The organism is Pseudomonas sp. 05N36, from assembly GCF_056397385.1.
The window spans coordinates 17,925-30,412 of record NZ_JBFTNH010000004.1 but is presented as its reverse complement, the minus strand read 5'-3'; the positions used below and the strand labels follow the sequence as shown (position 1 = coordinate 30,412).

General features: G+C 60.4%; 11 protein-coding genes and 1 pseudogene. 4 read left to right on the top strand and 8 right to left on the bottom strand.

Annotation, left to right across the window (positions count from 1 at the left end):
- Positions 1 to 34: 34 nt before the first annotated feature.
- The 4 genes and pseudogenes from AC1DIH_RS06745 to AC1DIH_RS06730 form a co-directional block, all read right to left on the bottom strand.
- On the bottom strand, positions 35 to 898 hold the full coding sequence (locus AC1DIH_RS06745) for a methyl-accepting chemotaxis protein (protein ID WP_477771339.1): 864 nt from the start codon (positions 896 to 898) through the stop codon (positions 35 to 37).
- A pseudogene (locus AC1DIH_RS06740) lies at positions 896 to 1,924 on the bottom strand (HAMP domain-containing protein); the annotation flags it as partial. The gene AC1DIH_RS06745 and the pseudogene AC1DIH_RS06740, both read right to left, overlap by 3 nt.
- 209 nt (positions 1,925 to 2,133) lie before the next feature.
- Positions 2,134 to 3,540: an aminotransferase-like domain-containing protein gene (locus AC1DIH_RS06735; protein WP_477771107.1), complete on the bottom strand. Its 1,407-nt coding sequence runs from the start codon at positions 3,538 to 3,540 to the stop codon at positions 2,134 to 2,136.
- A 136-nt stretch (positions 3,541 to 3,676) separates the two neighbouring features.
- Positions 3,677 to 4,438: an SDR family oxidoreductase gene (locus AC1DIH_RS06730; RefSeq protein WP_477771106.1), complete on the bottom strand. Its 762-nt coding sequence runs from the start codon at positions 4,436 to 4,438 to the stop codon at positions 3,677 to 3,679.
- A gap of 232 nt (positions 4,439 to 4,670) precedes the next feature.
- Here AC1DIH_RS06730 and AC1DIH_RS06725 point away from each other — a divergent pair, with 232 nt between their 5' ends.
- Positions 4,671 to 5,675, top strand: coding sequence for an NADP-dependent oxidoreductase (locus AC1DIH_RS06725; protein WP_477771105.1), 1,005 nt, complete (start codon positions 4,671 to 4,673; stop codon positions 5,673 to 5,675).
- Positions 5,676 to 5,795: 120 nt separating this feature from the next.
- Here the strand turns inward: AC1DIH_RS06725 and pyrF are convergent, their stop codons facing one another.
- Positions 5,796 to 6,494, bottom strand: a complete 699-nt coding sequence (pyrF, locus tag AC1DIH_RS06720) for an orotidine-5'-phosphate decarboxylase (RefSeq protein ID WP_427533968.1) — start codon at positions 6,492 to 6,494, stop codon at positions 5,796 to 5,798.
- Positions 6,495 to 6,799: 305 nt separating this feature from the next.
- Here pyrF and AC1DIH_RS06715 point away from each other — a divergent pair, with 305 nt between their 5' ends.
- The 3 genes from AC1DIH_RS06715 (at position 6,800) to xopAW (ending at position 9,555) form a co-directional block, all read left to right on the top strand.
- A complete protein-coding gene (locus AC1DIH_RS06715; protein ID WP_477771104.1) occupies positions 6,800 to 7,564 on the top strand; it encodes a response regulator in 765 nt (254 codons plus the stop codon).
- Entirely contained in the window at positions 7,564 to 8,604 is a 1,041-nt protein-coding gene (locus AC1DIH_RS06710; RefSeq protein ID WP_477771103.1) for a sensor histidine kinase, read from the top strand. The genes AC1DIH_RS06715 and AC1DIH_RS06710 overlap by 1 nt, the downstream gene beginning before the upstream one ends.
- 111 nt (positions 8,605 to 8,715) lie before the next feature.
- Positions 8,716 to 9,555, top strand: a complete 840-nt coding sequence (xopAW, locus tag AC1DIH_RS06705) for a XopAW family type III secretion system calcium-binding effector (protein ID WP_477771102.1) — start codon at positions 8,716 to 8,718, stop codon at positions 9,553 to 9,555.
- A gap of 303 nt (positions 9,556 to 9,858) precedes the next feature.
- On the opposite strand, the gene AC1DIH_RS06700 is transcribed toward xopAW, so the two are convergent.
- From AC1DIH_RS06700 to AC1DIH_RS06690, 3 genes are all read right to left on the bottom strand, one after another.
- On the bottom strand, positions 9,859 to 10,911 hold the full coding sequence (locus AC1DIH_RS06700) for an AI-2E family transporter (protein ID WP_477771101.1): 1,053 nt from the start codon (positions 10,909 to 10,911) through the stop codon (positions 9,859 to 9,861).
- A gap of 72 nt (positions 10,912 to 10,983) precedes the next feature.
- On the bottom strand, positions 10,984 to 11,790 hold the full coding sequence (locus tag AC1DIH_RS06695; protein WP_477771100.1) for a DUF4892 domain-containing protein: 807 nt from the start codon (positions 11,788 to 11,790) through the stop codon (positions 10,984 to 10,986).
- A 23-nt stretch (positions 11,791 to 11,813) separates the two neighbouring features.
- Positions 11,814 to 12,473 carry a glutathione S-transferase family protein gene (locus AC1DIH_RS06690; RefSeq protein WP_019692294.1) on the bottom strand — a complete coding sequence of 220 codons (660 nt, stop codon included), beginning with the start codon at positions 12,471 to 12,473 and terminating at the stop codon, positions 11,814 to 11,816.
- Between the last annotated feature and the right edge of the window lie 15 nt (positions 12,474 to 12,488).

The following is a 12,488-nucleotide window of genomic DNA, read 5'->3' as shown; positions in this document are numbered from 1 at the left end:
GCTGACGGGAGCAAAGCGCCCTCGCCACACACGCTTACAACCTGAAATGCCCCACCATCCCCTTCAGCTCAACCCCCAACTGTGCCAGCTCGATACTCGACGCGGCATTGCCTTGCATGGCGACTGAAGATTGATCGGCACTGGCACGGATGCTGGTCACGCTGCGATTGATCTCTTCGGCAACCGAACTCTGTTGTTCGGCCGCAGCAGCGATCTGCTGGTTCATCTGCTGAATCAGCGAGACCGCCGCAGCGATACTGCCCAGCGCACTCTCGGTCTGTAGCGCATCACTGACGGCAAGCTTGACCAACTCACCGCTGCTCTGGATTTGCTGCACCGAAGCCTGCGCAGCTGAACGCAAGGCACTCACCAGACGCTCGATTTCCTCTGTGGATTGCTGGGTACGCTTGGCCAGGGCGCGGACTTCATCGGCCACCACGGCAAAGCCCCTGCCCTGCTCACCCGCTCGCGCGGCCTCGATGGCCGCATTGAGTGCCAGCAGGTTGGTTTGCTCGGCGACGCTCTTGATCACGCTGAGGACAGTGCCAATGTTCTGGATTTCCGCACTGAGGCTTTCGATGCTGGAACTGGCCGACGTCGCCGAGTCAGCCAGTTGCTCGATGCGCTGCATGCTCTGACGCACGACCTGCTGACCGGTTTCGACCTTGCCGTCTGCGGTCTGCGCGGCCTGTGCCGCTTCCTCGGCGTTGCGCGCAACGTCGTGCACGGTCGCGGTCATCTGATTCATCGCGGTGGCGACTTGTTCGGTTTCTTCCTTCTGGCTGCTGACTTCCAGATTGGTCTGCTCGGTCACCGCCGAGAGCGATTGCGCGGAATTCGCAAGCTGCTCGATACCCGCCTGCAAGCCGCTGACAATACTGCTCAACCCCGCGCCCATTTGCTGCATGGCCTGCATCAACTGGCCGATTTCATCACGCCGTGTCACCTGCACGGTCGCGCTCAGATCGCCCGCGGCAATTTGCTGGGCGACGAGAATCACACTGCGCAGTGGCGCAACGATCAAGCGGGTAATCACCCACGCGGCAATCAACCCGACCAGCAGCGCAAGCGCCGAGGACGCAATGATCAGCGCCGAATTCTTCTTCAGCTCTGCCTGCATCGACCGGTCCTCGGCCGCGTAAGCCTGGTCGACCCGCTGCACCACTTCGGCGGCGCGCTCATGCAACTGCTGATAGACTTTTTTCTCCTGAGTCAGCAGCCCTGTGTACTCGGCAAGTTTTTCGCTGAAACTGGCGATATGCCCGGCCACTTCGTTGAGCACCGTCTGGTAGCCCGCGTCCTTGACCGCGCTCTTCAATGCCTCAACCTGGGTCAATGCCTGGTCGGCCTGTTCAATCTTGCCCTGCTCGGCACTTTCGTCACTGGCCTTGCGGCTTTGATCCAGGCGCACTCGCGCCTCATTCATGGCCTGCAACATCAGCCTCGACACCTGACTGACCTGGTTGGCTTGCTCGATAACCTCCGCGCCCTCCTTGCCTTGCGTATCCTTGAGCGAATAAGCGCCATCGTCGGCAAGGCCGGCCTGCAGCACATCGAGGTTATTGGCCACGCTGGATACCGACCAACTGGCCATTTCCAGCGCCAGTTCCTTGGACTGGGTCAGCTCGACGAACTCATCGAAGGCTTTGCGGTACGCCCCCAGTGACTGCTCGACATCATTCATCATCGGGACGTTAGCCGCCGACTGAGCCTTGAGTTGCGTTGCGAGGGCGACCAACGCGTCAACACCCTTGTGCAAGGCATCGACGGTTTTCGGGTCACTGTGCAAGGCGTATTCCTGCTCAAGCAAACGCACCTTGAGCAAACCACTGTTGAGCGACGACATCTGCTTGAGCCCGTCGAAGCGCTGGCTGATGGTTTGCAAGGACCAGACGCCGATAGCGGCCACCACGGCCGTCAACATCAGGACCAGAATAAAACCGACACCCAGTTTTTTTGCCATACCGAGGTTGGCAAAACGTCCTTGCACGGCCGAAATCATTGCTCGTAACCCCCTTCCCGTACTCAATGGCAACACGACCATTTTCTGTTGTTGCAGATTCGCAATGGGGTGCACCCAAGCACAAGTCTTTGGCGCCGCAATAATGGCAAAAAGCTACGCGCGAGTCGTTTTCAGAACGGTCGAAGTCGATCCGATAAGGCGCAGGCCTGAAAAAACGCCTGTGCCCGAGGATCGCTGGCATAGGCCACATTGATGCGCAGCCAGTCGCCGGTTTCACCACTGGGGCTGAAGGCCGTCCTCGAGGACAGCACGATACCGAATGAGTGAGCCAGCGTGCGCACCTGCGCCGGTTCGTGCTCTCGTGGTCGGGCCCAAATGTACAACCCGCCCGCAGGCCTGCCGAACACCTCCCAGTCGGCGTCCTCAAGCACCAGCAATGTCGCCGCCATATCCCGCTTCAATCGCTGACGCTGGCGCTGTACCAGTTTGCGGTAGGCACCATTGGCCAACAGACTGCTCACCACCGACTCGCAAAACCGCGAAGCCCCCAGGCTGGTAATCATCTTCATGTCTGCCAGGCGCGTAATGATTGCGGCACTGGCCACGACATAACCGACCCGCAGCGAACTGCTGAGGGTTTTCGAAAAACTGCCGACATAGACCACGCTCTGACCCGCGTCCAGTGCCGCCAGACGGGTGCCGGCACTGCCCTGAAAGTCAGCGTAGACGTCATCCTCGACGATGATTAACTCATGACGCTTGGCCAATTGCAGAATCCGTTGCGCAACGGCGGGTGCCAGGCTACTGCCGGTCGGATTGTGGAACAGGCTATTGATGAACAACGCACGAGGATTGTTCGCGCTCAACAAGGATTCAAGTACTTCAATGTCCGGGCCGCGAGAGGTCCGTGGTACTTCCAGCAACCTGACGCCATGCAACCTGAGCAGCTGGAACAGATTCGAATACCCCGGACTTTCAACCACCACGCAATYACCCGGCTTGAGCAGCGCCCGTACGATCAGATCAAGCCCGTGAGTGGCCCCCGTCGTGGTGAGAACCTGACTCTCATCGACGGCAATACTCATCTGTTGCAGGCGCTTGAGGATCTGTTGGCGCAAGACCGGCAACCCGTATGAAGGGCTGTAGTTGAACAATCCGGCCATGTCGGTACGCGAAACCTGGCGAATGGCATAACTGAGATCGTCGCTCTCGCGCCAGCTTTCGGGCATACCACCTCGCCCCAGCGGCAACATGCCCAGCGGGTCGTCAACCACCCCGACACTGTTCGCGTCAGCCGCCGCGGGGCCCGATGGGTCAGCGCAACGATGTGTCGCGCCCAAAGGCCCGGCAACGAAAAACCCCGAGCCATGACGCGATGCCAGCACGCCTTGGGCGACCATGCGCTCATACGCCTCGATGACACTGGACTGACTGAGCAGGTTTTCCCGGGCCAGCTGTCGAATGGACGGCAAACGCGTTCCAGGCTCGACGGCACTTTGGCGAATCCAGCCAGCAAGGGCATCAACAATTTGCTGCACGACAGGCACCAGCGCCTGTCGATCGATTCTCAATTCCATGAGAGACCCACTCCAACTGTTTTTCTGGAGCCAGTTAAGCACAGGCGCTCTCATGACGATGTGCGACAACGCCGCTAAAACACCCTCCTCTAACCCTTTGAAACACAATGCCCGGCGCTACGTCGCAGGCAATTCATCAGAACGCCGTCACCCCGCCATCCACTGCCAGCGAGTGACCGGTGGTGAACGCCGCCCCATCGCTGCACAGATACAGCACCGCACTGGCAACTTCCTCGACCTTGCCGATACGTCCCACCGGGTGCATGGCGGCGGCGAAATCGGCTTTTTTCGGATCGGCTTCATAGGCGCGGCGGAACATGTCGGTGTCGATAACCGCCGGACAGACTGCATTCACGCGGATTTTCTTCTTCGCATATTCGATGGCTGCCGATTTGGTCAGGCCGATGACCGCGTGCTTGGACGCCGCGTAGATGCTCATCTTCGGCGCCGCGCCAAGCCCGGCCACCGAAGCGGTATTGACGATCGCGCCGCCACCTTGCGCCAGCATCAACGGCAGTTGGTACTTCATGCACAACCAGACGCCTTTGACGTTGACGCCCATGATCGCGTCGAACTCATCGAGCGTGCCCTCGGCGAGCTTGCCCTTTTCGATTTCGATCCCGGCATTGTTGAAGGCGTAGTCGACGCGGCCATAGGTGCTCACTGCCTTCGCCATCAGATTCTGTACATCGTTCTCCAGGGTCACGTTGCACTGCACGAAAACCGCGTCGCCACCGGCAGCCCGAATCAGCTCGACGGTACCTTCGCCGCCAGCGACATCAAGGTCCGCGACCACCACTTTCAAGCCTTCAGCGGCAAACGCCTGGGCGGTCGCACGGCCAATACCGGCGGCGGCCCCTGTCACCAACGCTACCTGGCCGGAAAACGTCATGCTCATTGTTATGTCCTCGAAAAATTTGGGTGATCTCGTTCTCGCAGTCTAGGCACCCTGCCCCGTCGCACGGCAGCACTATCAGGGGGCCGGTTGATTGCTTATGAGTTGCGGTGATGAATATCCCCGCCCAACTATCACTCTTTTGGATCGGGCTGTATTCGCTGCATCAGCAAACCTTGCGAGAACCACCATGAGGGTCTATCAATCAGACTTCATTCAACCTTGAGTGCCCGCCATGACTGCCCAGATCAACCGTCAATTCCTGCTCGCCAAACGCCCGGTGGGAGCTGCGACCCGCGAGACCTTCACCTATCAGCAAGTCCCTGTCGGCGAGCCGGCGGCGGGCCAGATCCTGGTCAAGAACGAGTACCTGTCGCTGGACCCGGCCATGCGTGGCTGGATGAACGAAGGCAAGTCCTACATTCCGCCCGTGGGCATCGGCGAAGTCATGCGCGCCCTCGGCGTGGGCAAGGTGATTGCCTCGAACAACCCGGGCTTTGCCGTGGGCGACTACGTCAACGGTGCGCTGGGCGTGCAGGATTACTTCCTCGGTGAGCCACGAGGTTTCTACAAGGTCGACCCGACACTGGCGCCATTGCCGCGTTATTTGTCAGCACTGGGCATGACCGGCATGACCGCTTACTTCGCGCTGCTCGACGTCGGTGCGCCGAAGGCCGGGGAGACCGTGGTTCTGTCGGGTGCCGCTGGCGCGGTAGGCAGCATTGCCGGGCAGATTGCCAAGCTCAAAGGCTGCCGCGTGGTGGGCATCGCCGGCGGCGCGGACAAGTGCAGGTTCCTGATTGACGAACTGGGCTTCGACGGCGCCATCGACTACAAGCACGAAGACGTGGTTGCCGGCCTCAAACGCGAATGTCCGAATGGGGTGGACGTGTATTTCGATAACGTCGGCGGGGACATTCTCGACGCCGTGCTCAGCCGCCTGAACATGAAGGCGCGCGTGGTGATCTGCGGCGCCATCAGCCAGTACAACAACAAGGAAGCGGTCAAAGGCCCGGCCAACTACCTATCGCTGCTGGTTAACCGCGCGCGGATGGAAGGCTTTGTGGTGATGGATTACGCCGCACAGTTCGCCGCCGCAGGGCAGGAAATGGCCGGGTGGATGGCCAAGGGGCAGCTCAAGAGCAAGGAAGATATCGTCGAAGGACTGGAGACATTCCCGGAAACGCTGATGAAGCTGTTCAGCGGTGAGAACTTTGGCAAGCTGGTTCTGAAGGTTTAACGCAAACCAATGTGGGAGCGAGCCTGCTCGCGATGCCGGACTGACATTCAACATCAATGCTGACTGTTATGGCCCCATCGCGAGCAGGCTCGCTCCCACATTTGGACCTTCAGTGTTTGATCAGGCCAGTTCGGCTACCACTGCCGCCAAGGCCTTGGCCGGATCGGCTGCCTGGCTGATCGGACGGCCGATTACCAGATAGTCGGAACCGGCATCCAGTGCCTGGCGCGGGGTCAGGATGCGACGCTGATCGTCCTGGGCGCTGCCCGCCGGACGAATCCCCGGCGTTACCAGTTGCAGCGACGGATGCGCCGCTTTCAACGCCGAGGCTTCCAGTGCCGAGCACACCAGGCCATCCATCCCGGCTTTTTCTGCCAGTGCCGCCAGACGCAATACCTGCTCTTGCGGCTCGATGTCCAGGCCAATCCCGGCCAGATCCTCACGCTCCATGCTGGTCAGCACGGTCACGCCGATCAACAGCGGTTTTGGACCGCTGCGCTGGTCGAGCACTTCGCGACAGGCCGCCATCATGCGCAGGCCGCCGGAGCAATGCACGTTGACCATCCACACGCCCATTTCCGCAGCCGCCTTGACGGCCATCGCGGTGGTGTTCGGAATGTCATGGAATTTAAGGTCGAGAAACACCTCGAAGCCCTTGTCGCGCAAGGTCCCGACGATTTCCGAAGCGCAACTGGTGAACAGTTCCTTACCGACTTTGACCCGGCACAGTTTCGGGTCCAACTGGTCGGCCAGCTTCAGTGCGGCGTCACGGGTAGGGAAATCCAGGGCGACGATGATAGGAGTCTGGCAGGCGGACATGAGTGGGCTCTCAGGCAAGTCGAAATCGGCGCGCATTGTAGCGGAACGCGAGCCCGTCCGGGACCCGATGATCGGTAAATCATCGTCAACAGTGCCGGTTGCCGGATGATAAACCCCGCGCGCCCGGCAATTGTGTCGAAACAGATACACTCACGACACGCCCTCAACACCGCCCAAGACTACCCTCGCCAACCGCAAGACTTCCTACAGCACTTCCCGCCTCACGGCCGGACGCCTATGCTGAAGCCACAACCTCGCAGCCCATCTTTTGTGGTTGGCAGCCTCTCTGGCAGATGAACGTACGCATGCATAACAGCCCTGCTCCCCTGAACGACGATCAAAAAGCCCCCGCAGCCGGCGAAGACAAACGCTGGAACACCCGCGCGCTGATCGTTGACGATGACGTTCCGATCCGCGAACTGCTGATCGACTACCTGGCCCGCTTCAATATCCACGCCAGCGGCGTTACCGACGGCGCCGCCATGCGCCTGGCGCTGCAAGCAGAGCATTACGATGTGGTGGTGCTGGACCTGATGCTGCCCGGCGAAGACGGTCTGTCGCTGTGCCGCTGGTTGCGCGCCGAATCGGACATTCCGATCCTGATGCTCACCGCCCGCTGCGAACCCACCGACCGCATCATCGGCCTGGAACTGGGGGCCGACGATTACATGGCCAAGCCATTCGAGCCACGAGAGCTGGTCGCACGGATTCAAACCATCCTGCGCCGCGTACGCGATGACCGTACCGAACAACGCGCCAACATTCGCTTCGACAGCTGGCGCCTCAACAGCGTGCTCCGCCAGTTGATCTCCGTCGACGGTCTGGTAGTACCGCTGTCGAACGCCGAATTCCGTTTGCTCTGGGTGTTCATCGAACGCCCGCGACGGGTGCTCAGCCGCGAGCAATTGCTCGACGCCGCCCGTGGACGCTCGATCGAAGCGTTCGATCGCAGTATCGATCTGCTGGTCTCGCGCCTGCGACAAAAGCTCGGTGACGATCCCAAATCGCCTCAGTTGATCAAAACCGTTCGCGGCGAAGGCTACCTGTTCGACGCCCGAGACATCGGCTGATGCGTACGCGCTTCGATACGCTGTTCGGCCGCCTGTTCGGCGTGCTGTTGCTGGCGATTATCCTGGCGCACCTTCTGGCGTTCTTCTGGTTCCACCATTACGGCCATCCCCCGCCCCCTCCACCGCCGGAGTTTTCCGCCGGGTTCAACGGGCAACCGCCTCCGCCCTTCAAACACAGGCCACCGCGGCCCTGGTTTGGCGGGCCGATCGTACCGCTGACCTTTCAGCTTATCTCGCTGGTGATTGCCGCCTGGTACGGCGCAAAACTGCTGTCCCGGCCGATTCAACGCCTGAGCGCGGCCGCCGAAAGCCTCAGCGAAAACCTCGACAGCCCACCGCTTGATGAGTCCGGCCCGCGGGAGGCACGGCAGGCGGCGCACACTTTCAACCTGATGCAGAAGCGCATCCGTGAACAGGTGCAGCAGCGCTCGCGGATGCTCGGTGCCGTCTCCCATGACCTGCGTACGCCACTGTCGCGGCTCAAGTTGCGCCTGGAACAGATCGACGACATCAAGCTGCAAGGGCAGATGCGGCAGGACCTCGACGACATGATTCGCATGCTCGACGCGACCCTCAGCTACCTGCACGAACAACGCACCAGCGAAGCCCTGCAATGGATGGACGTGCAGGCGCTGATCGAATCGCTCTGCGAAAACGCCCAGGATCAGGGCGCTGACGTGCAGGCCAGTGGGCACTGCGCACCGTTGCAGGTTCAACCGATGGYCCTGCGGTCGTGCATCAACAACTTGCTCGACAATGCCTTGCGGTACGCCGGCCAGGCACTGATCACCCTCGAAGACAGCCGTGAACAGTTGATCATTCGAGTGATCGACCATGGCCCGGGGATCAACGCCGACAAACGCGAAGCGGTGTTCGAGCCGTTCTTTCGCCTGGAAGGTTCGCGCAATCGCAACTCCGGCGGCGTAGGCCTGGGCATGACCATCGCACGCGAAGCCGCTCAACGGCTTGGCGGCGCGCTAAGCCTGGAAGAAACCCCGGGCGGCGGCCTGACTGCCGTGGTATGCCTGCCACGGGCCTGAACAGATTCTGTGTGCTGATTCGTACAAACTCCACATACCCACGACAACTGCTCCCCCGAGGCTGCATGGACCGGTGCCCTCACCGGTTTTATCCATCCAGGGAGTGAGCCCATGATCGGCAGCGTCAGCAGTAACTCCAGCTATACCAGCGCCACCAGTGCGGCGTACACGGCACGACTTCAGCAGCGTCAGAAAGAGTTGTTCGCCAAGCTCGACACCAATGGCGACGGAACCGTTTCCAAGGATGAGCTGAACAGCGCCCTGGCGAAGAAAAGCGACAGCCGCGTACTGAACAGCCTGAGCCAGCAATTCAGCAGCCTGGACGCCGATAACAGTGGAGGTCTGAGCAGCCAGGAAATGGCCGCCATGACGCCATCGTCCTGCCAAGCCCATAATGATCAGCCGCCGAGCACCGAACTGGCCGACAGCATGCTCAGTCTTCTGGACAGCAACAGTAATGGCAGTATCAGCAGCGATGAGCTGAGCGCGGGGCTGACGAAAGCCGGCAGTACCGCCGACAGCAAGAGCCTGTTCGCAGCGCTGGACACGAACAACGACGGGAGCGTGAGCAAGGACGAACTGGTTGCCGCCCTCACTCCCCCTCAGCCGCCGCAGCAGCTGTCCAGCCAGTCCCTGTTTGGCCAGCTCGACACGAATGGTGATGACAGCATCAGCAGCAGCGAACTGAGCAGCGCCCTGGCCGCAACCTCGTCCACCAGCAGCACCGACAATGGTGCGGCCCTGCTCAAGATGCTCGACACGGACAACAGCGGTGGCGTCAGCAGCGACGAGTTGAAAGCGGCTCTGCGGACGGGCAGCAGCCAGAACAGCGGGACCATCGATCAAGGCGCAGTCGCCGAGGCCTTGAGCAAGTTGATCGTCAGCATGAATCAGCAGTACTCGCAGGCTAATGCCCTGAGTTCAAGCAAGAACCTGAGTGCCGCGGCCTGAGATCAGGCGGATGGTCCCTGTGACAAGTCAGCATCCTTGCTCGCCACAGGGACCTAAGTATCTACACGTCTTTTCGTTCTAACCCTTGTAGCAGCTGCCGAGCCTGCGAGGCTGCGTTCGAGGACGAAGTCCTCGCAAATCCTGAATCGACGTTTTACCGGAAAGATCGCGTAACCTGACTCACGACTGCTTCGCAGCCGAACGCAGCCTCGCAGGCTCGGCAGCTGCTACAGGAGCAATCCTGCGCCACATTTCAACGCTGTGTAGATATCTATGCTCAGAGGGATTCACGGCAGCAACAAATCAACGCTTTTCTTCAACCCGCGCCTGACTGTTGCTCCAGTCAGTCAACAGGCTGTACGCCACGGCCAACAAGGTCGGACCGATGAACAAGCCGATAAAGCCAAAGGCAATCAACCCGCCAAACACCCCAAGCAGCACGATCACCAACGGCAAGTTGCCGCCACGGCTGATCAGGTAGGGCTTGAGTACGTTGTCGACGCCGCTGATGATGAACGTGCCCCAAATGCCGAGGAACACCGCCATGCCGTACTCGCCCTTCCAGGCCAGCCAGGCCGTCGCCGGAATCCACACCAGCGGCGGGCCCATGGGAATCAGGCTGAGCAGGAAGGTGACGATACCCAGCACCAGTGCGCCCGGAATACCGGCAATCAGGAAGCCGATCAACGCCAGGATCGCCTGGGCGGCGGCAGTGCCGATGACCCCGTTGACCACCCGCTGCACCGTTCCGGCGACCAGCTCGATGTAATAACCGGCACGCTCGCCGATCAGCCGTTCCAGCAGACGGTGAGCAAACATCGCCAAGCGCGGGCCGTCGCGATAGAAAAAGAACACGAAAACGATGCTCAAGGTCAGCTCGAGGATCCCTCCGCCGATCTGCGCACTGCGTGCCAGCAACCAGTTGCCGACCTGTCCCAGATAGGGTTTGACCGCCAACAACAGCGCCGCGCCTTGCTGATCGAGGCTGTTCCAGAGCCCGACCAGCCGCTCGCCAACCAGCGGAATCCCGGCCAGCCACAGCGGTGCCGCCGGCAAGCCGTCAACCTGAACGTCCTTGATGAACACCGTGACGTCGCGCACATGATCGGCCAGGTTAAAACCGAGCCACACCAACGGCACCGCCACCAGCACCATCCAGCCCAGCGTCAGCAACGCCGCGGCGAGGGATTCGCGCCCGTGGAGCCAGCGGGTCAACAAACGCATCAGCGGCCAACTGGCGAATGCCAACACCGCGCCCCAGAACAGCGCCGACCAAAAGGGCGCCATCACCCAGAAGCTGGCACCGAACAACACCAGGAGCAGGATCTGCACCAACAGGCGATCGTTATTGATCATGAAAAATCTCGAGCAAGGTCAATCAACAAAGAGTAGGCGAACGGCCAATGGCACGTTCGCCGAAGGAAAAGCTTATCGCAGGAACTCGATGTGCAGGCCGGTTGCCGGCACGTTGCCGAGTTCCATCCGCGCCGCACGCACGCCCTGCCCGACCAGCGCCTGACGCCAGACTTCGGCATTGGCTCCGGAAACACTGACGCGCAAAGTCGTATCGAGGTTCAAGCCGCGCGACAGCAATGTCAGCCACACCGGTTGCGGATCGCCCGTCAGCCGCGGCAGGTCCAGCACACCGGTGTCCTTGAGCTGACGTAACAGGGTCGCCGAGGTCGGCAACAACTCGCCCAATGGCGTGCTGGCGTCGAACTGCTCGACATGCAGATAGGCTTTTCGATTGCCGCGAGTGATGCTGTAAAGCGCCAACAACGAGTTGTCCTGCGGTGCCGCAAGTCGCAACAGCAGATAAGCCTGTTGATCGTCGGCACCATAGAGTTTGGCGTTGCCGAACACTTGATTGGCCCACAGGCTGCTTTCGCCGCAATCGCGGGCCTGGCACCAGAACAACAGTTCGGCACCCTGTTTCTGCAAGGCTTCGCGAGCTAGGGTGAAGGCCTCGGTGGACGAATGCTCCGGCGGCAACTCGTAGGTCACCGAGGTCACTTTTCCACGGGCACTGACCTGGCCATCGAAACGCAATTGGCCGCTGATTTTGCGGATCGAACCCATGGGATAGATCCGTTCAAGCTCCGCAAGCGGGCGATAGTCGACGATCTGCGCATCGGCCAGACGTGGCACCAGCGGCAAATCGTGACTTCCCGGTACATCGGCGGCAAACACCAGCGAACTGAAACACCCCAGCCCCAACCAACAGATCAAGCGCATGCTGTTCAACCTTGAAGGTACTCTCATCGGATCAGCATGGCCTGAGCGCCTTTGACGACATTGGCGTCGTCGTTACGCGGTGGAATCTGCAAGCCACGCTGCACCGCCGGGCGAGCCTCCATCGCTGCCATCCAGCGTTGCAAGGCGGGCAAACCGTCTACCGAAACACCCGACCATTCATGGCCACGGACCCACGGATAAGTGGCGATGTCGGCAATACTGTAGTCATCGGCCAGGTACTCGACAGTTTCCAGGCGCGTGTTCAGCACTTCATACAAACGCCGGGTTTCATGCTGATAGCGGTCGATGGCGCCCTGGAGCTTTTCCGGGAAATAACGGAAAAACACGTTGGCCTGCCCCTGCATCGGGCCAATACCGCCCATCTGGAACATCAGCCACTGGATCACCACCGAACGCCCTTTCGGATCCTTGGGCAGCAGTTTTCCGCTCAGTTCAGCCAGGTAGATGAGAATCGCACCAGACTCGAACACGGCGAAATCACCGTTGTCCCGGTCGACAATCGCCGGAATCCGGCCATTGGGATTGATCTTGAGAAACGCTGGAGCCTTTTGTTCCTTTTTGTCGAAACTCAGGACATGCACCGTGTAGGGCATGCCGAGTTCCTCGAGCACGATAGAGACCTTGTGGCCATTCGGAGTCGCAGCGGTGTAGAGATCTATCATGGTTGTCTCCCCTTT

Excerpts from the sequence above, each read along its gene's own strand:
- AC1DIH_RS06745 (WP_477771339.1), bottom strand. The coding sequence starts at position 898 with ATGGGCGCGGGGTTGAGCAGTATTGTCAGCGGCTTGCAGGCGGGTATC.
- AC1DIH_RS06730 (WP_477771106.1), bottom strand. The coding sequence starts at position 4,438 with ATGAGCATGACGTTTTCCGGCCAGGTAGCGTTGGTGACAGGGGCCGCC.
- AC1DIH_RS06725 (WP_477771105.1), top strand. The coding sequence starts at position 4,671 with ATGACTGCCCAGATCAACCGTCAATTCCTGCTCGCCAAACGCCCGGTG.
- pyrF (WP_427533968.1), bottom strand. The coding sequence starts at position 6,494 with ATGTCCGCCTGCCAGACTCCTATCATCGTCGCCCTGGATTTCCCTACC.
- AC1DIH_RS06715 (WP_477771104.1), top strand. The coding sequence starts at position 6,800 with ATGCATAACAGCCCTGCTCCCCTGAACGACGATCAAAAAGCCCCCGCA.
- xopAW (WP_477771102.1), top strand. The coding sequence starts at position 8,716 with ATGATCGGCAGCGTCAGCAGTAACTCCAGCTATACCAGCGCCACCAGT.
- AC1DIH_RS06700 (WP_477771101.1), bottom strand. The coding sequence starts at position 10,911 with ATGATCAATAACGATCGCCTGTTGGTGCAGATCCTGCTCCTGGTGTTG.
- AC1DIH_RS06695 (WP_477771100.1), bottom strand. The coding sequence starts at position 11,790 with ATGCGCTTGATCTGTTGGTTGGGGCTGGGGTGTTTCAGTTCGCTGGTG.
- AC1DIH_RS06690 (WP_019692294.1), bottom strand. The coding sequence starts at position 12,473 with ATGATAGATCTCTACACCGCTGCGACTCCGAATGGCCACAAGGTCTCT.